Source organism: Parabacteroides caeci, from assembly GCF_023656795.1.
GTDB lineage: Bacteria > Bacteroidota > Bacteroidia > Bacteroidales > Tannerellaceae > Parabacteroides > Parabacteroides segnis.
The window spans coordinates 271937-291691 of record NZ_JAMOKT010000001.1 but is presented as its reverse complement, the minus strand read 5'-3'; the positions used below and the strand labels follow the sequence as shown (position 1 = coordinate 291691).

Here is a 19755-nt window from a genome sequence, read left to right as displayed (position 1 = left end):
CTCTTTATGGAAAGAGACCTCTTATAAGATCTCACGAATCATAGTCAAGAGACTTTGGTTTGCAAAATCTTCACGTAAAAAATCCAGTCGTTAAGGTTCTATTTTCATAGTTAAGACTTTTCTTTCTGCAAGATTACCTTTATTCCCCAATTACACAACTTTTTTTGAAATATTTTAATGATTTATGCCACAAAACATATTTTAATAGAAATTTTGGTGCGGTTGCCCTGATGAAAAGATCCGTACTTTTGTATTGTGGTTTTTTCATAATAGTATTAGATTTAAGGTTAACAAAGTTGGTTAGGGCTTGTCGTGAGACAGGCTTTAATTTTTTATAGACCTCTCCTATTCCATACTTTTTTTAATCGACCTCTTATTTTACATGACTATTAATCCTAATTTCCTACCTTTGCAACAAAAAAGATGATCAAATACTTTTGTTTACTTCTGCTGATTCTATGCAGCTGCAATAATGGGAAAAAGGAGAATGATGTGCTTCATGTGGCTGTCCTTCGCGGACCTTCCGTTATTGCTTTTGCAAAGATGATGGAGGATTCGCCGGAGATAGGAGGTAAACGGTTATCTGTAGATATAGTCGACTCCCCGGAACTGATGCAGGCATTATTAATAAAAGGGAAAGCGGACCTGGCTGCCCTTCCTATGATTAATGCAGCCAATCTTTATAATAAAGGATTGAAATATTCCTTACTCGGATGCCCTGTCTGGGGAAATCTGTATCTTGTCGAAAAGCAAGGGATACGGAATCAATCACCGGAAACAGAAACTTTATATGTCTTCGGTGCAGGTACAACTCCCGATATCCTGACCCGCTACTATTTACATCAAAAAGGATTATCTTATTCTTTGAATTATTCGTTTACTACTCCCGGTGAAATAAGCCAGGGATTGCTAGCCGGACAGATTCAGACGGCTGTCCTGGCAGAGCCGTTTCTAAGCGTGATACTTCGGAAAGACAGTACTTTATCGATAAAAACGAGTCTTAACAATCCGGACAGTACCTCTCCGGGATTTGCCCAGACCGCGATTGTCTATGCACCTTCGTTAAACGATAAAAGAACATTGCTGGATAGCTTATTGAACGAGTCCTGCCAGTTTGCCGTCAGTCAACCTCAAAAAGCAATAGAGATTCTGGAGAGCCGCAATATATTTGCCCCAGGAATACTCACTCCGGAAAGCATAGAGAGATGCCGTATTAACTATTTATCAACCGGAGAAGCCAAAGAAAACATTCTCGACTTCCTTCGTCTGATAGAACAATATGAACCGAAAGCCATAGGAGGAAAACTTCCGGACAATGGCTTTATTTCAGGAGAACGATGAAAAAAGGATTTATCTCATGTGTGTCAGTCTGCTTGCTGCTGCTTGTCTGGCAGTTAGTAGCCTCTTCAACGGACCAGCCGGAATTGATTCCGTCCGTTCCTAAGCTGATAAAAGCCTTATTTCAGTTATTCGGTACCGATACTTTTTATAAAAGCATATCGGCAACCATCCTACGCGGTGTTTCCGGCATCATTCTATCATTGGGAGCCGCAGTGATGACAGCTTTCTTATTTGCCCGTTACGAATTACTTTATGAGTTATTCCGTCCCCTGCTGACAATCATGCGTTCCGTTCCGGTCATCTCTTTTATCTTATTGGCTTTAATCTTTCTTGACCCGGAAGGAATACCGTTAATAATTGCTTTTCTGACCATGTTCCCTTTATTAACGGAAAACCTGACGAAAGGAATCATTAGTCTGCGGCCCGGACTTTCCCTAATGGCAGCCCAGTTCAAAATCAGTCGCAAAAACAAACTGATACATATATATTATCCCCAACTGAAACCTTTTTTATTCAGTGGACTGGCCTCTGCTACCGGATTCGGCTGGCGTGCCATTATTATGGGCGAGGTACTTTCACAATGCGCCTTCGGTATCGGCGGGGAAATGAAACGTGCACAGTTATTCATATCGGTTCCCGAATTGATTGCATGGACTGTTATTGCTGTTTTGATAAGTTTCCTGTTTGATAAAGGAATCAGCCGGTTGGCACTGGTTACATGGAGCATACAGTACAGCCATGGAAAACCGGAAAAGGAAGCACTTCCCCACCCTTGTCCTATAGAAGTAGCAGACGTTACATTTCAATATGACGATACCAAAGTACTATCGCATTTCTCATATACTTTTGCACCCGGCATCATTTATGGTATAAAAGCACCATCCGGAAGCGGAAAAACAACTTTACTGAATCTGCTGGACGGAACATTGAAACCAATCGAGGGAAAGATTATATCTCATCGGGAAGAAAAGTTTGCTGTTGTATTCCAGGAACCGGAACTACTGTCTCATTTAACTGTCCTGCAAAACAGTTGCCTACCGTTAGCATCGCTCTATAAACAATCTTATGCGGAACAGGAAGCATTAACAGCATTGAGAATGGTCGAGATGGAAACTTTCACGGAACGCTATCCTAACGAACTGAGTTACGGCCAGCAACAGCGCGTAGCCCTTGCCCGGGCATTGGCATATCCATCTACTGTTATGCTTCTTGACGAACCTTTCAAAGGATTGGACAAGCCACTCGCAATCCGCATCATCGACCGCATAATTGAACGACAAACAGAATATAAACGCACGATCATTTTCACATCACACAATCAGGAAGAGATAGAGCACTTTGCTTCCGTTATTATCCGGCTACCGATAATCAATTAACTTTTACGGGATTACAAGGAATTGAGAACCAGAACGTAGAACCTACGCCTTCCTCAGAATCAATACCTATCTCTCCGTTCAACATCGTTATAATTGTCTTACAGATAGACAATCCAAGTCCTGTCCCTTGTTTAAACCTATCCAGTTTAACAAACCGGTCAAAAATAGTAACCTGATCCTCTTTCTTTATGCCGGTACCGGTATCGCTGACATAAGCATAAATGCCATTATCAGTCAAACGATAACCATATCGTATCGTTCCCGCCGATGTAAATTTGACCGCATTAGACAAAAAGTTAGTCAACACCTGTGTAAGTCTTGTCTTTTCAGAAATGATACTGTAGTCGCTTCCGTCATTTTCAAAAACAACCTTTACCCCGGCATTTACCCGCCGTAAGAAAGCCGGCTCCTGCGGTTTGAAGATACTATTTAAACTGAAGTCTGAATAAATGAACTCCAACTTACCCGATTCTATCTTTGAAATATCGAGAATATCATCAATCAATTGCAACAGAAATTCATTGCTTGATTCAATAATCTTCAGATATTCCTGTTTTTCTTCATCCGTTTCCGCCTGGGCCATCAAAGTAGAGAAACCGACAATCGCATTTAAAGGCGTACGTATTTCATGGCTCATATTGGCGATAAAGGCTGATTTCATCCGGTTACTCTCCTCTGCAAGACGCTTCGCCTGTACATCTGCTTCGTGGCGTTTATCCACCGTGATATCCCGCAGGATACCAATAGCTTTCAGAGGTTTACCGTCTTTACCATATTCATATACTTCGCCGATTTTCTCCAGCCAGACATATTCTTCCGAAAAATAACGGCAACGGAAACTCAGGCGCAATGATTCTATCTCACCCTGGGCAAAGGCAGTCACAACATCCCGATACATTTGCTGGTCGTCCGGATGGATTTTTTCAGTAAAACTTTCGTGGGAGATATAAGCATGAATCATTTCACCGTTCTCTACATGAGAAAGTTCCGCCGTTTCATTCACGACATCCCATATCCACGGATAGATACGGCCTGCCATACAGGATAAGGCCAGTCTTTTATTATTTTCATGCAGTTCTTCTTCAATTTGCCGTTGTTTGGTGATGTCCCAGGACATACCCAATAGAAAAGGCGCTTTTCCTTCGCGGGGTACCAGCAATTTCATGGTATCCATAGAACGCACTATACCTTTGGGGTCGAGCATCTGTTCAACAAACCGTTGCATCTCTCCCGTTTGAAGCACCTTCTCATCCATATCCCTGAAAGACTGCGCTGCAACAGGGTCAACAAACAAATCAAAGTCCGTTTTCCCGACAACGTCATTGTGAAAACGACCATATATCTGATTCATCATCGGGCTGGAATAAACATAACGGAAGTCATCTCCAGTATCCTTAACAAAGAAGAACATTGGTACTGAGTCTACTATGTTCGAAAGTAACCCGGATAAATCTTTATATTTTTGCTCCAATGCATTTTCTTCTGAATGCGCAAGTTCCATAACTTCAAAATTTATTATTTCACAAAAGTGTTGAAAATAAACGAGAGTAACAAATATTAAAAGAAAGAACTTCCCACAAAAGTAAAATAAACGGCAAAAGATTATCTTTGTAGGCTATAAATAGAAATGAAAGAATTATGACAACATTATTCCATTCACTTATCTCCCACTCTTTAAACATTCCGGCCGGACAAGTCGAAAGAACGATCGGGTTGCTTAATGAAGGGGCGACCATTCCTTTTATCAGCCGTTACCGGAAAGAAGTTACCGGAGGACTGGATGAAGTCCAGATCGGGAATATCAAAGACCAACTGGATAAGCTGACTGAACTCAAAAAACGGAAAGATACCATATTAAGTTCTATCGAAGAACAAGGGAAGTTAACCCCTGAACTCAAGAAACGAATCGAAGATTCCTGGGATAGCACCGAGATAGAAGACCTTTATCTGCCCTACAAACCCAAACGGGTGACTAAGGCTGAGATTGCACGTAAAAAAGGGCTGGAACCTCTTGCCAAAATTATCATGATACAAAACGAACCGGATTTGCTGACCCGGGTGAAGAGTTTTATCAAAGGAGAAGTAAAGAATGCAGCAGAAGCCTTGCAAGGGGCACGAGATATTATCGCTGAATGGGTGAACGAAAATGAAGGGGCACGTAACGCCGTGCGTAATTCTTTTGCCCATACAGGGATTATATCTTCTAAAGTTATTAAAGGAAAAGAGGAAGAAGGAGCCAAATACCGGGACTATTTCGATTTCAGTGAACCGCTGAACCGATGCAGTTCCCATCGTTTGCTGGCCCTCCGCCGCGGAGAAGCGGAAGGTATCCTCAGAGTCAGCATATCACCCGATGTCGATACTACACTCGACCGTTTGAAAAGACGGTTCGTGAAAGGGAACAGCGAAGTTTCCGATCAGGTAGCCAATGCGGTAGACGACTCTTTCAAACGTCTGCTGAAGCCTTCCATAGAAACGGAATATGCCAACCTGAGCAAAACGAAAGCCGACGAAGAAGCCATCCGTGTTTTTGCAGAGAACTTGCGGCAGCTTTTACTGGCACCGCCGTTAGGACAAAAGCGAGTGTTAGGTGTCGACCCCGGATATCGTACCGGATGTAAATTAGTCTGCCTGGATGCCCAGGGCAACCTGCTTCATAACGAAGCGGTCTATCCGCATCCGCCACAGAATGAAAAGAGCAAAGCCGCAGCTAAAGTCTCTCAATTGGTGTCGACTTATGCCATCGATGCTATCGCTATCGGCAACGGAACTGCAAGCCGCGAAACGGAACAGTTCATTACCAATATCCGTTATGACCGGAAAGTACAGGTGTTTGTTGTCAGTGAGAACGGAGCTTCCATCTATTCTGCCTCAAAGATTGCCCGGGATGAGTTTCCTGAATATGATGTGACCGTACGTGGAGCCGTCAGTATCGGACGCCGGTTGATGGACCCACTGGCAGAACTGGTTAAAATCGATCCCAAAAGCATCGGAGTCGGCCAGTATCAACATGATGTCGACCAGAGTGCTTTAAAGAAAAGCCTGGACCAGACTGTGGAGAGTTGCGTAAATATGGTGGGAGTCAATGTGAATACGGCCAGTAAGCATCTGCTGACTTATATCTCCGGTTTAGGACCGACACTGGCACAGAATATTGTTGACTACCGAGCCGAACATGGGCCTTTCCAATCCAGACGTGAACTGTTAAAGGTGCCGCGTATGGGTGAAAAAGCGTTTGAACAAAGTGCCGGATTCCTTCGCATACAAGGTGGCAAAACACCTTTGGACAATTCCGCCGTTCACCCGGAAAGTTATCCGATTGTGGAACAAATGGCCAAGGACTTAAAATGTACCGTTGAAGAGCTGATTACTAATAAAGAATTAAAGAAGAAGCTCGACCTTAAGAAATATATTACAGAGAAAGTCGGTATGCCGACTCTACTTGACATCATGGAAGAGTTGGATAAACCCGGTCGCGATCCGCGCCAGGCTATCCAGGTCTTTTCTTTCGACCCTACCGTTAAAACGATAGAAGATCTGAAAGAAGGGCTAGTCTTACCGGGAATTGTGACCAATATTACGAACTTCGGTTGCTTTGTAGATGTTGGTATAAAAGAGAACGGATTGGTTCATATCTCGGAACTTGCCGATCGTTTTATCAGCGACCCGACACAGGTGGTTTCTATCCATCAGCATGTTAAAGTGAAAGTTTTGAGTGTAGACCTGGTCCGTAAACGGGTTCAGTTATCTATGAAAGGATTGTGATATGAAAATAAGCAAAACGAATGTGGCCAGGCTGTTGGATAAAGCTAAAATAGCCTATCAGCTGGTTCCCTATGAAGTCGATGAAAATGATTTAAGCGCCACCCATGTGGCAGAGCAATTGGGAGAAAACGTAGAACAGGTATTCAAAACGTTAATCCTTCACGGAGATAAAAGCGGATATTTTGTCTGTGTTATCCCCGGAGCCGATGAAGTGGATTTGAAAAAGGCAGCCAAAGTGTCGGGTAACAAAAAATGTGAGATGATCCCGGTGAAAGAATTATTGCCTTTAACCGGGTATATCCGGGGAGGATGTTCCCCTATCGGGATGAAGAAACATTTCCCGACCTATATCCATCAGTCTGCCGGACAATATGATACTATATATATCAGTGCCGGACAACGAGGATTGCAGGTTCAGATAGCTCCGGATGATTTAATTCGTGAAGTAAGGGCCGAAGTTGCAGATTTGATTGCGGAAAAAGAACTGTGATGATAAAGCTAAATAAAAAGAGAATGCAGGAAAAGCCAGCATTCTCTTTTTATTTAGGTAAACTGTATTTCTATAATTTAGAATTTCCGGAATATATACCTTTTCCCTTCGCTGTTTAAAATCAGTTGCTTTCCGCTCAGTTTCTCTATGGAGAATGTACGTGTTTTAGACTTCCAGTCGGTATAAGACAAGAAATCTACCAAGCCTGCGTCTTCAGTCAATTCCAATTCCAACTGGTCTTCATCCTTTATCGTATTGAAGCCATATTGCAAAACATATTTGTCATCAGCCGGGATGTACACCTGATACATAAATAAAATATTCTGGAAATTATAAAATACCGTATCAGCCTGTATCACATCGCCATTAGCTTCCACCTGCTGCAATTGCCATTTGCCTTCCAACTTATGCTCCGTATCATTACTACATGCAGCCATCAAAATTGTGACAGCGGCTATCATCCAGTATTTCATTTTATTCATCATAACAAACCTTTTGTACTCGGTAATTCATATTTATAAATATCACGGCGTATAGCCATTTTTACAGAACGTGCCAAAGCCTTGAAAATACCTTCTATCTTGTGATGCTCATTCGTCCCTTCCGCCCTAATATTCAGGTTCATGCGGGCGGCATCACTCAGGCTTTTAAAGAAATGAAGAAACATCTCCGTCGGCATGTCGCCAACCATTTCACGACGGAACTCGGCATCCCAGACCAGCCAGGGACGTCCGCCGAAGTCGAGAGCCACACTGCACAGGCAATCGTCCATCGGCAAAGAATAGCCATACCGTTCGATGCCGCGCTTGTCGCCCAAGGCTTTCAGCAAGGCTTCACCCAGGGCAATCGCCGTATCTTCAATTGTATGATGCTCATCAACGTTGAGGTCACCCTTTACACGTATAACCAAATCCATACCGGAATGTTTTCCTATCTGGTCCAGCATATGGTCAAAAAAGCCTAATCCGGTCGAAATCGCTGTCTTTCCGTTTCCATCCAGATTTACTTCTACGTAAATATCCGTCTCCTTGGTGGTGCGCTGCACAACGGCACGGCGTTCGCCGGCAAAAAGATATTCGGTAATTTTATCCCAATCATCCGTAATAAGTACAGGGGAAAGAGAAGGATTCCCGACCAGCAACCTGTCTGCCTCTTCATTCGAAGGACGCAGCCATATGCCTTTTGCACCCAGGTTTGCAGCCAGTTCCATATCTGTCAGGCGGTCTCCTATCACGTAACTGTTTGCCAGATCGTACTCACCGGCCAGATATTTACCCAGCATTCCGGTACGCGGTTTGCGGTTGGGAGAATTATCCTCCGGGAAAGAGCGGTCGATCAGCATGTCATCAAAGACAATCCCCTCGCCTTCCAATGTCTTCAGCATCTTGTTATGGGCCGGCCAGAATGTATCTTCCGGAAAAGAAGAGGTACCCAATCCGTCCTGGTTCGTCACCATGACAAATTCAAAATCAAGCTGTTTACGTATGAAGTATAAATTGCGGAATACTTTAGGATAGAACTCCAGTTTCTCCAGGCTATCCAGCTGGTAATCAACAGGAGGTTCTATCACCAATGTTCCGTCTCTATCGATAAAGAGAGCTCTTTTCATGCTTACATACTTTTTAAAGCCTTCAATAAGGCATCGTTTTCTTCCGGTGTGCCGACAGTGATACGCAAACAGCCGTTACACAATGTCACATTATTCCGGTTACGTACAATAACGCCTTTCTTCACCAGTTTATTATATACGGAGTCAGCTTTGCCTACATTTACCAGGATAAAGTTTGCATCGGTCGAATACATTTTATGGACAATCGGCAGTTCCGGCAAAGCAGCCTGCAACCGGATACGTTCGGACATGATACGGCGCAACTGTTCCAACATCTGGCCTTCATTATTCAACAAGTCCAACGCCTGTTTCTGTGTAAGCACATTGACGTTGTAAGGATACTTTATCTTGTTCAGTATCGCAATAATTTCCGGAGAAGCAAAAGCCATGCCCAACCGGAGGCCTGCGGCTCCCCATGCTTTGGATAATGTTTGCAGAACTATCAGATTCGGGAATTTCTTCAGTTCGGGAAGGAAAGAAGGTTCTGCCGAGAAGTCGATATAGGCTTCGTCCAATACGACTATTCCTTCAAAGTTCTTCAGTATCTTATATATTTCATCCCGGTTCAGGCTGTTTCCCGTCGGGTTGTTCGGCGAGCAAAGAAAGATTACTTTTACCCATTCGTCCACTTCCTCCAGTAATGCTTCTGCATCCAGTTCGAAATCAGGAGTTAAAGTCACTTTCCTGAAATCCACGTTGTTAACGTTGGAAGCTACTTCATACATACCGTAAGAAGGGGCGATACTGACAATCGTATCAATTCCCGGGTCGCAGAATGCACGGATAACAAGGTCTATCGGCTCATCGCTGCCATTGCCCAGAAAGATGGAATTACGGTCTACATCTTTCAGTTCGGCAATCCGTTCTTTCAACTCCCACTGTAAGGGGTCGGGATAACGGTTATAAGGCTCGTTATAAGGATTCTCATTTGCATCCAGGAAAACAGATGCACTTCCGTGAAACTCGTCTCTTGCAGAGGAATAGGGTTTCAACGCCCAAATATTAGGTCTTACCAGGTCTTTTAAATCCATCATATTGTTTTCAATCTTATTGTTACTGCATTGCGGTGTGCATCCAGTTGCTCGTTACCGGCCATCGTCTGGATTGTACCGCCTAAATTCTTAATACCTTCGGCAGTGATTTCCTGAAAGGTTATCTTTTTGATAAAGCTGTCCAGGTTTACACCGCTGTAAGCCTTGGCATAGCCATTGGTCGGAAGCGTATGATTCGTGCCCGAAGCATAATCGCCGGCACTTTCAGGAGTGTAGGGTCCCATAAAGACACTTCCCGCATTCTCTATCTGTTCAGCGATATGAGCGTAGTTCTCCGTTTGTATAATCAGATGTTCCGGGGCATACATATTCGTGAAAGCGATTACTTCGGGTTCGTCTTTCAGGACGATTATACGACTATGTTCCAATGCTTTTGCAGTAATATCCTTACGGGACAGTTCAGATAATTGCTGTTGGATGGCATCGACTAAAGGAGATACGATACTTTCTGCCGATGTAACCAGCATAGCCTGGCTATCTGCTCCATGCTCTGCCTGTGAAAGGAAATCGGCGGCAATAAAGTCCGGATTTGCTGTTCCGTCGGCAATGACTTCCACTTCGGAAGGGCCTGCGGGCATGTCGATGGCAACGTCTTTCAGGCTGACAAGCTGTTTGGCTGCTGTCACGTACTGATTTCCGGGGCCGAATATCTTATAGACTTTGGGGACAGATTCCGTGCCGTATGCCATGGCTGCGATGGCCTGTATTCCTCCGGCTTTGAATATCTTGCTGACACCTGCCGTTTCTGCGGCAAACAGGATAGCCGGATGCACTTTCCCTTCCCGGTTCGGAGGAGTACATAGTACAATCTCCTTACATCCGGCGATATGTGCAGGAACCGCCAACATTAATACGGTTGAGAACAAAGGGGCCGTTCCTCCCGGGATATACAGGCCGACCTTTTCTATGGCAACTGCTTTCTGCCAGCAGGTTACTCCGGAGGTCGTCTCCACCTTTTGTCCGATAAAACGCTGGGAGGTATGAAACTTCTCAATATTTGCCTTTGCTATGCGAATAGCTTGTTTTAAATTTTCGGAAACAAGTTCGCGAGCTTCTTTTATTTCTTCTTCCGACACCTGAAGACCGGATAGCGTGACCTTGTCAAACTTCTCTTCGTAACGCTTAACGGCGGCATCCCCTTCGCTACGCACTTCATTCAATACAGTCCGGACCGTATCGAACAAAGTCGTAACATCCAAAGCCGGACGCTTCACCAAAGAAGGCCAGTCTGCTTTTGAGGGATATTTAATTACTTCCATATTGTTGTTGTTTAGTTTTAAATCTTATCATATTTGAGCTATTCTGTCGTCAACCTCACTTGGCTATTACAGGTTCATTTGCCGTCTGCTTTAGCTGACGGACTAATAAAGGATTTATCTCTTTGGACTTTAGTCCCATTTCTTAAAGCTCTCTATCTGAGAAAAATGTGGCTAAAGCCAAAAAAGAATCAACACGTAAACCGTCAGCTAAAGCAGACGGCAAATGAACCTATAACAGATGAGCCATTTTGACAGTTGGATAGTTCAACTATTTCTCTTTTCGAACCTGTTTTGACGAGACATCGATAGCCATGTGAAATACAAATTATCAGGAACGAACGAAAAAGACCTTATTTGTTAATTGCCAGTCAATTACAGTTTCCTCGTAATTCTGTACTCAGGAAACTGTAGTTTCCTGCCGAGGGAACGCGAATTTCCTGCTGAGGGAACTGTAGTTTCCTCAATAGGAAACTGACTCGACATTAAAGTATCATTTTCTCAATCGGGATAACGAGGATACCTTCGGCCCCGAGTGATTTCAGTTTACCTATAATTTCCCAGAAATGTTTCTCGGCTATGACAGACTGGACGGATACCCAATCACCGTTAGCCAAAGGCGTCACCGTCGGACTCTTCATACCGGGTAATACTTCTATGATTTCATCCAACTTATCTTTCGGTGCGTTCAGCAATACATATTTCTTGCCTTCAGCAACCTGGATAGCTTCGAAGCGGAATAACAGTTCGTCGAGTATCGCCAGCTTTTCTTCCGACAGATTGTTGTTCGCAATCAGAAGCGCTTCGCTTTGCATAACCACTTCCACCTCTTTCAGGCGGTTGCTGACCAGCGTACTACCGGAACTGACAATATCGAAAATTGCATCTGCCAGACCAATACCCGGAGCTATTTCAACAGAACCGCTGATGACATGCATATCGGCTTTTACACCTTTTTCTTTCAGATAAGTATTCAGGATGCCAGGATAAGAAGTAGCGATTGTTTTGCCTTCAAACCATTCTACTCCCTTGTAGTCTTCATCTTTAGGAATAGCCAGTGACAAACGGCATTTACTGAATCCCAATCGTTTAACCAGACGTGCTTCTCCCCCTTTTTCAACGTATTCATTCTCACCGACAATACCTATATCGGCAACGCCATTGGCGACAGACTGAGGAATATCATCATCACGCAGGAACAGAACTTCTACCGGAAACCCTTTTGCCGATAACAGCAAAATGCGCTTTCCTCTGTTCAGTTTGATACCCGCTTCTTCCAATAATAGCATTGTTTCATCGTATAAACGACCTTTTGATTGTACTGCAATTCGTAACATGTTTATTTTTGTTTTAATAATTATATGCTTTCCGAAAACAAAATAAGGCTTACCGTATAACGGCAAGCCTTATCTAATTATATTATGCGTATCTGCACACCAATCAGCCCACCGAACTACTGCCCGTTGTAATGATGATGATGGTGATGTGATACTTTTCTTCTCATTTGTTATTTTATTGATGCCACAAAGTTACAATAATAATTGAAAATGCAAATAAAACTATCAAAAGATTAGCAGGTACGCACACTTTTTTTCTACACGACTGTTTTATGCTTAGTGTTCAATTATATATAAATGATTCGCCTGTTGCCGTATTTTGTTTGCCAGCATCGGCGGATAATCCGGGTGAGAGGCAAAAAAAGCATCAACCTCTGCCCTTGCCTCCGGCGACGTATGGCCTGACAGCAAGGCACGAACCCAGGCTGTCGGGAAAAATATATCTCCTGTCCGCTGCACTTCCTGCATCGCTTCCAGTGCCGGACGGATATAGGCTACCGCTTCTTTCTGCCGTGACGGATGATTCAGATTCGCCAAAGCAGCAGATGCCCAGGGTTCTACCCGACGGTTTTCAGCCACCAGCAAAGAGGCAAAAACACTGTCGCGCACTTCTTTATGCGGTGAGACGGAAGGAGAAATAAAGGCATACTCCCGTTTCCGGTCAGGATTAGTTATACGAGATTGCTGGCTGTTTATAATCTCATCCGCCTGCTCCGGCAAATGAAGGGCCAGCGTATAAGATAAGCTGATATAATCGTTTTCACTTAACGAACAGCCGGCGGGAGCTTGCTGCTTCTTCCACAAGTCATATAATGCGGCGATTGCTTCCGGCGATTCTGCGATGGAACGATACGAGCGGAACGCCTGCAAACAATGTTGAGGAACGGAAGAGGTCGCCACAATCTGTCCTAATGTTTTTTCCAGAGGGGCAGCATCCACCGGAAATAAACGCTGACAATTACCGATATACCCTAAAGCGGCCGAGAATAACAACGAATTATCTTCTTCCGGCAGATAGTTCAACATAGCCTCCATATATGATTCGGGCGAAATCGTCCGGTTCAACAGATTTTCATACAATGTGATTAACAGAGAACCTCTCAGCAATTCATTTTCACAAACCGGAAGATAGGCGGCACAAGCCTTGGCATCCGCTTCGTTCAACCGGAAAAAGCCATACCCTTTTCCATCCGTATTCGGAATAATGAAACTCCCCTCTTCCGGGACCGTTTTCAATTTCTCCCGGATGGAATTTGAATTTCTCCCGAAAGAAACTGAAACTTCTTCCGGTTCCCCTGTTTTGGGAACAATCAGATAAGTGAGGTCCTGCGGCCAGTTCAACCCTCTGCCGAAAGGGTCTTTCTGCGAAACGACCAAGCTATCGCCAACAATGGAAGCGGCAATCTCAGGCATGCCTTTTTCATTTACCCAGATATGGCTCCAGCCGGACAAATCGTCATCCGTATATTTATCCAGAATACTAATCAGCCCCTCCCAAGTAGCATTTCCGTAGGCATAAGTTTTCAGATACTCCTGAATGCCTTTCCGGAAAGATTCCTTACCCATCTTTTTAATCAGCATTTCCAGGACGACGGGAGATTTATCATAGATGATGTTACCATAGACCAGGCCGGCATTACGAAGATTATCCAGTTCCTGTTTGATTGGATTTGCTCCGGCAGTACGGTCTTCCGCATAAGCGGGAGGAATATAATCCTGCATGAAATTCAAAGCATGGTTTACACCCGGATATAGCGGTTCGACAATCTGCGAAGCAAAATAATTGGCAAACACCTCCTTCGTCCAGACATCGTCAAACCATTGCATGGTCACATAGTCGCCAAACCACATATGGGCTGTTTCGTGAGCAATCAGGGCACTGCGGCTCAACTGCTCGTTCAATGTCGGGTTCTCATTCAGGAACATACGACGGTCGGTATAGAACGTTGCCCCAGTGTGCTCCATTCCCCCGAACTGGAAACCAGGAAGGATTATCAAATCATACTTGGCAAAAGGATACGGAATGGCGGTATAATCTTCCAGCCATGTTAAAGCGTCAAAGACTTCCGATGCGATTTCGGGACATTGGGCGACTTTCTTCGGGTCTGTTTCCCTGTGGTACAAGGAGATTTCCCTTCCATCCCGGGTGTATGTTTCGCGGATAAATTTTCCGGCTGTAAAGGCGAACAAATAAGTACTCAGCGGTTCTGTTTCCCTGAATGAAATCAACTTGCGTCCGGGAACGGATAGGGTATCCGTTTTCTCTATGGCACCGTTCGTTACGGCTTGCCATGCTTCGGGAACTTCCAGCGTCAGTGTAAATAACGACTTCATATCCGGCTGGTCGAAACAGGGAAATGCAGTCCGCGCCCGGTCAGGAACCAGCAAAGTATAAAGGAACTCGTCCCTCCTGTTCAAAGACTGGTCGACAGGAGTAAATTCTATGGATACTTTATTCTCTCCGACAACGCTCCGTTCTGCCGGGATGATGATATGTTCATTTTTTACCTCATAAGGCACTTCCCCACCATTCAGCAAGACAGAAGCGACCTGTGAAGCATCTCCCCTGAAATCAATAATAAGCGGCAGTTTTTCTTTCAGCGACAGTTGTATAACAGCCTTACCCCTGACCGGCTCCTGCCTGGATTCAGGAATGGAGAAAAACAGGTTATATCTGACCTGCCCGAAATGTTCTTTTCTGAAACGGGCCAATTCATGGCTGACTCCAACTTCCTGCAAGTTAACATCTTGCTGTTGCGTCGAACAGGCTGTCAGCAGACTTACCGCCGCAATGCCAGCCACTTGATAAATCATATGATTTGAATGTGCCATCTTTTTACTCTCTCAAATATTCAGCTATCGACATAAAGTTACGTTCCAACAGATACATCTGCGATGCCATAAAAGTAAAGAACTCTCCCCAATCTTGCCGGCGGTGAAAGTCTAGTCCTTCCCTGGCGGTATAAATACGAGCTACTTCTTTCCCCGTATCCCTTACAAAACAAATATCCCAGGTCAGACCTCCGGGAAAGTCCTGTTCCAGCATTTCCTTATACCAGGTCAGGCGTTCGTACATTTCAAGCCGAAGCTCTTCACTCCGGTGATTCACTTCAAGAATCACATAAGCACCGTTGCGGCTGATATCGAACTTCAATTCTACTCCTTTCACTTTGGTATCATACAAAGTCCACATCTTTTTACGTCCCCGCAAATAAGGCTGCACTTCACAATAAGCGGCGAAACTCTCCCAAAACTCCAGTTTCAGGTTCTTTAATTCGTCTTTACTATACATTATTTATATATATCTTTCTTTCTCAATCTTATCACATTGCCATAGGTTTCCAGTTGCTTCATATCGATACGCCGGGAATTGCCTACAATGACATAAACAACCGGTTTCAAGCGGACATTATGCCGGTAAAAACGGATAATATCTTTCATATCCATATCCGAGATACCCGACAATAAAGCTTCGCTCGGGTCGCAGTCAAAGCCATTCCTTCGAAAACCGGCAACCTTTTCCGGTACTTCCCGGAAGGAAGGAAAATCATTATTGACCTGGTTAACGATAGATTGCTTTACGGTAGAAATCCTTTCCTCTTTCTCCGGCATTTCGTGAATCAGGGAATTCATTATCCCCAAAGCATCCAGCGTCTTGTCGCTTTGTGTGGAAAGCATGGTGACAAACTCACCGGCTTTTCCTTCCAATTTATGAGGCGGCAATATATACCGGCCGCTCACCCGGTAAGCCAGCGAACGAAATTCCCTTATTTCCTGAAACATCAGCGATGACATATCGCCTCCGAAATAAACAGAGAATAACCGGGCGGCATGGCGCGACCATGCATCGTCTGTCACCTCTCCTTTTGCATAGCCGTAAACAATACTCTGCGAGGCTGTCGGCATATCCATAAAGTAAACGGTCGGCTTGTCATATTTCTTTGCATCCCGATGATAGGGAGCATTAACCGATACGGTTATCTCTTTCAACGGAAGGGAGGCTTCTATCTCTTCCCTGACCTGGGCGACAGGTAATGTTCCGCAATAAAGCAAATCGCATTCCGTTTGACGAACCTGGACAAAAGCATCCAAAAGTTCCTTACCTTTCAGTTTCTTGACTTCAGAGAGGGATAACTTAGTAAGAAACCGGGATTGTTCGCCATATTTCACTTTCTCGAGCAACGCATTTGCGATGTTATCGCTCGATTCGAAGAAAGCCTTCTCGGTGACTTTCGCATCATTTATTACCTGACGGATTTGTTTATCATCTGCTTTCACGTGCCTGATAAAATCGCCGGCCAGCTGAACCGTTTCCTTAAAATGTTTGTCGAAACCGGTAATCCGCATGAAAAACTGCTTGTCAGTGGCATCGAAAGAAATCGTACTGCCCAGGACCTGCAACCGCGTACGGAATTCATGGAACGACAGAGAGTCCGTTCCCAAAAACTGGAGGTAATTAGCCAGATGCATCAGTTTGGGTTGCTCCAACGTTCCAACCTGATAAACCAGGTTAAGGGTAAATATATCCGTAACAGGATTTGCCGTTGCATATAAAGTGGCTAACGGAGTCAGACTCACCGTTTCTACATCTTTCTGAAAATCAATGAAACGCGGCTTCACCTCTTGTACCGGCAGTTGTTCCAACTGTTTAGCATATTCGGAAGAGGCTTCCGAGTTTTTGGGTACAATCGGACTGAAATCCGGTTTCGTCAAATTATCCTTCGGATATTTGCCTGTCGTCTTTGTAACGCATAAATAGTTTTCACTGAAATATTTACGGGCCACACGGACTACGTCTTCCTTTGTCAAAGCATCAATACCGGAAACTTCCTGCAAATAATCCTCCCAGCTTTTACCTTGCGAATACAAAGACATCATAATCCGGGCACGCGAATCTATATTCTCCAGATTAGAGGCATATTGGCGGCGTTGCTCCTGCTTCAGGCTATTGAATATCTCGTCACTGAAATCTCCTTCTTTAACTCGGTTGATTTCTTTCCAAACCAGTTTTTCGGCCCCGCCATAAGTCTGGAACATCAGCTTGGGGATAACAGCAACGGCCAGTATCCCGGCTTCATTCATACTTTCATTCATAGCCATAGACGCCATAATCTTCCGGTCTACCATCAGTTTATCCAGAAAACCGGTCCCGTTCGCATTGTTCAGCATATTAACCGCCACAGCCAACGCCACCTGGTCTTCATGATTGGCCGGAACGCCACGGAACCCCATTCCCATCGCTTTCACAAGAGGTACAGGGAATTTTATTTTCATTTTCTCCTTTCCTTTAAATGGCGGAAGGGGCACAATATCATGTTTGGGAGCTTCTCCCGGACGGATACGGGAAAAAGTTTTTTCCAGAATCGGCAATACAGCCTCCGTATCAAAATCCCCACTTAATATCAGCCCCATGTTGGAGGCCACATAATATTCTTCAAAAAACTTCCGCATCTCTGTCAGGCGTGGGTTCTTCAAGTTCTTCGTACTGCCGATTATCGGATAAGCATACGGATGCGGGGCAAAATAACGGGCAAGTAACCGGTCCATAACAGGCCCACCGATGAAATCACCATACATATTTTTCTCTTCATAAACTGTTTCCAGTTCGCTTTGGAACAGGCGGAAGACCGGATTCAGCAGGCGTTCACTGTTGATTTCCGCCCACTGGGACATATATTGCGGGGAAAAGGTATTAAAATAGATTGTTGCATCATAAGACGTTGCGGCATTCAAACCCGAACCGCCATATTTGGAAATCAAACGGTTGAACTCATTGGGAATTACATAGTCGGAAGAACGGATACTTAATTCGTTTATCTCTTTCTGTATCTGGGAGCGAACCGCTTCATCTTCTGTGGCCGCCAGTTTGTCATATTTCAGCGCGATAGAATCCAGCAACGTTTTCTCCGCATCGTAATCGACAGTTCCGATTTTGTCGGTTCCTTTGAACATCATATGTTCAAAATAATGGGCAATTCCGGTATCCGGACAATCCTTCGCTCCTGCCTTTACGACAACGGCACCGAATACTTTCGGCTGGCTATGGTCTTCATTCAGCCAGACTGTCAATCCGTTTTTTAGTTTATATTCTTTTACTTCCAGCGCTTTTGTATTCTGAGCCGCAAACAGATTCGAACAACTTGCAAATAACATCATCAGAACTAATGTTTTCATGGATATATTACCATACATCTTTATATTATGGTCTACAAAGATACCGGATTCCTTTTTGTTATCAGGGGTTGATTAGACTTTTTTATTATTTAAACCAAATGCAGTTGTAAATGTTATCATTATAAAAGAGAGATAACAACATGGTAAATTTAGGTAGCTGGATGAACAAAATCCTCGTCGGCTGGGGCGTGGATGCGAAAATCGCAAATACATTCGATGAAATGATTATTGCCGTACTACTGATCGCGGTAGCTGTAGGAGTCGATTACTTATGTCAGTACATTTTTGTCGGCAGTGTACGGAAGTTATCGGAGAAAAGTCATTATTTCTGGGATACTTTGTTGATTAAGAGGAGAGTTATACATAATCTGGTGCATGCCATTCCCGGAATTTTGGTCTATACTTTATTGCCGATGGCTTTTATCCGGGGAAAAGAATTGTTGTTGATTTCGCAAAAAGTTTGCGCCGTTTATATTGTATTTGTTCTGTTGCTGGCCATCAACGGATTTATCCTGGTGGCAATGGATATATATAATCATAGGGAGGTCAGTAAGAACCGTTCGATAAAAGGATTCGTGCAGGTACTTCAGGTGCTGGCTTTCTTCATTGGAGGAATTGTGATTATTGCCATTCTTGTCAACAAATCACCAGCCACATTGTTTGCCGGACTGGGTGCTTCGGCCGCCATCCTGATGTTGGTATTCAAAGATACGATACTCGGATTCGTAGCGGGCATACAGTTATCAGCCAATGATATGTTACGCCCAGGTGACTGGATTACAGTTCCGGGGTCCAACGCAAACGGGATTGTACAGGAAATTACTTTGAACACCGTTAAAATACAGAACTTCGACAATACAATCTCCACTATTCCACCCTATACACTGGTCAACAACTCTTTCCAGAACTGGCGGGGAATGGTTGAATCGGGCGGACGGCGTGTCATGAAATCCATCTTTCTCGACCTGAACACAATCAAATTCTGTACACCTGAAATGCTGGATAACATGCGGAAAGAGATTCCCCTGCTGGCCGATTATAAGCCGGACAAAGGTGTGACACCGACTAACTCGCAGATGTTTCGTGTCTATGTAGAGCGTTACCTGACCAGTCTGCCGGTTGTAAACACCGACCTCGACCTGATCATCAGCCAGTTGCAATCGACAGAATACGGTGTGCCTATCCAGATCTATTTCTTTTCCCGTAATAAAGTATGGAAAGAATACGAACGCATCCAGTCGGATATATTCGATCATTTCTTTGCGATGATTCCTCTGTTTGAACTGAAAGTGTATCAATACTCTGATTAATGTAAACTTGGGCAACAATGATTTTTTCCCTATATTTGTGTTCAC

The 19755-nt window shown here is 44.1% G+C and carries 14 protein-coding genes; 5 read left to right on the top strand and 9 right to left on the bottom strand.

Going from position 1 to position 19755, the window contains the following annotated elements; all coding sequences use genetic code 11:
* Positions 1-423 precede the first annotated feature (423 nt).
* The gene (locus NBH15_RS01175; RefSeq protein ID WP_128133562.1) at positions 424-1341 is read left to right on the top strand and encodes a substrate-binding domain-containing protein; all 918 of its coding nucleotides are present in this window, start codon (positions 424-426) and stop codon (positions 1339-1341) included.
* Positions 1338-2717: an ATP-binding cassette domain-containing protein gene (locus NBH15_RS01170; protein WP_250821800.1), complete on the top strand. Its 1380-nt coding sequence runs from the start codon at positions 1338-1340 to the stop codon at positions 2715-2717. Before NBH15_RS01175 ends, NBH15_RS01170 begins: the two co-directional genes overlap by 4 nt.
* Here the strand turns inward: NBH15_RS01170 and NBH15_RS01165 are convergent.
* A complete protein-coding gene (locus NBH15_RS01165) occupies positions 2710-4218 on the bottom strand; it encodes a PAS domain-containing sensor histidine kinase (RefSeq protein WP_128133564.1) in 1509 nt (502 codons plus the stop codon). The two genes, NBH15_RS01170 and NBH15_RS01165, sit on opposite strands and share 8 nt — an antisense overlap.
* 137 nt (positions 4219-4355) lie before the next feature.
* On the opposite strand from NBH15_RS01165, the gene NBH15_RS01160 reads away from it, so the two are divergent.
* A complete protein-coding gene (locus NBH15_RS01160) occupies positions 4356-6482 on the top strand; it encodes a Tex family protein (RefSeq protein WP_128133565.1) in 2127 nt (708 codons plus the stop codon).
* A gap of 1 nt (position 6483) precedes the next feature.
* Positions 6484-6972, top strand: coding sequence for a Cys-tRNA(Pro) deacylase (gene ybaK / locus NBH15_RS01155; RefSeq protein ID WP_128133566.1), 489 nt, complete (start codon positions 6484-6486; stop codon positions 6970-6972).
* A 77-nt stretch (positions 6973-7049) separates the two neighbouring features.
* Here the strand turns inward: ybaK and NBH15_RS01150 are convergent, their stop codons facing one another.
* From NBH15_RS01150 to NBH15_RS01115, 8 genes are all read right to left on the bottom strand, one after another.
* Positions 7050-7457 (bottom strand): lipocalin-like domain-containing protein, encoded by a 408-nt coding sequence (locus tag NBH15_RS01150; RefSeq protein ID WP_233566950.1) that lies wholly within the window; start codon positions 7455-7457, stop codon positions 7050-7052.
* On the bottom strand, positions 7454-8581 hold the full coding sequence (gene hisB / locus NBH15_RS01145; RefSeq protein ID WP_244051035.1) for a bifunctional histidinol-phosphatase/imidazoleglycerol-phosphate dehydratase HisB: 1128 nt from the start codon (positions 8579-8581) through the stop codon (positions 7454-7456). The genes NBH15_RS01150 and hisB overlap by 4 nt, the downstream gene beginning before the upstream one ends.
* Before the next feature lie 2 nt (positions 8582-8583).
* Complete coding sequence (gene hisC / locus NBH15_RS01140; RefSeq protein ID WP_250821799.1) at positions 8584-9615, bottom strand: histidinol-phosphate transaminase; 1032 nt, start codon at positions 9613-9615, stop codon at positions 8584-8586.
* Positions 9612-10892 carry a histidinol dehydrogenase gene (gene hisD / locus NBH15_RS01135; protein WP_128133568.1) on the bottom strand — a complete coding sequence of 427 codons (1281 nt, stop codon included), beginning with the start codon at positions 10890-10892 and terminating at the stop codon, positions 9612-9614. The genes hisC and hisD overlap by 4 nt, the downstream gene beginning before the upstream one ends.
* Positions 10893-11374: 482 nt before the next feature.
* Positions 11375-12226 (bottom strand): ATP phosphoribosyltransferase, encoded by an 852-nt coding sequence (hisG, locus tag NBH15_RS01130; RefSeq protein WP_007656904.1) that lies wholly within the window; start codon positions 12224-12226, stop codon positions 11375-11377.
* 276 nt (positions 12227-12502) lie between these two features.
* The gene (locus NBH15_RS01125; protein ID WP_250821798.1) at positions 12503-15058 is read right to left on the bottom strand and encodes a M1 family metallopeptidase; all 2556 of its coding nucleotides are present in this window, start codon (positions 15056-15058) and stop codon (positions 12503-12505) included.
* Between the two features lie 4 nt (positions 15059-15062).
* Positions 15063-15518 (bottom strand): DUF4268 domain-containing protein, encoded by a 456-nt coding sequence (locus NBH15_RS01120; RefSeq protein ID WP_007656906.1) that lies wholly within the window; start codon positions 15516-15518, stop codon positions 15063-15065.
* Positions 15518-18382, bottom strand: a complete 2865-nt coding sequence (locus NBH15_RS01115) for a M16 family metallopeptidase (RefSeq protein ID WP_128133570.1) — start codon at positions 18380-18382, stop codon at positions 15518-15520. The genes NBH15_RS01120 and NBH15_RS01115 overlap by 1 nt, the downstream gene beginning before the upstream one ends.
* A gap of 158 nt (positions 18383-18540) precedes the next feature.
* On the opposite strand from NBH15_RS01115, the gene NBH15_RS01110 reads away from it, so the two are divergent.
* A complete protein-coding gene (locus tag NBH15_RS01110) occupies positions 18541-19710 on the top strand; it encodes a mechanosensitive ion channel family protein (RefSeq protein WP_244051033.1) in 1170 nt (389 codons plus the stop codon).
* Positions 19711-19755: the final 45 nt, after the last annotated feature.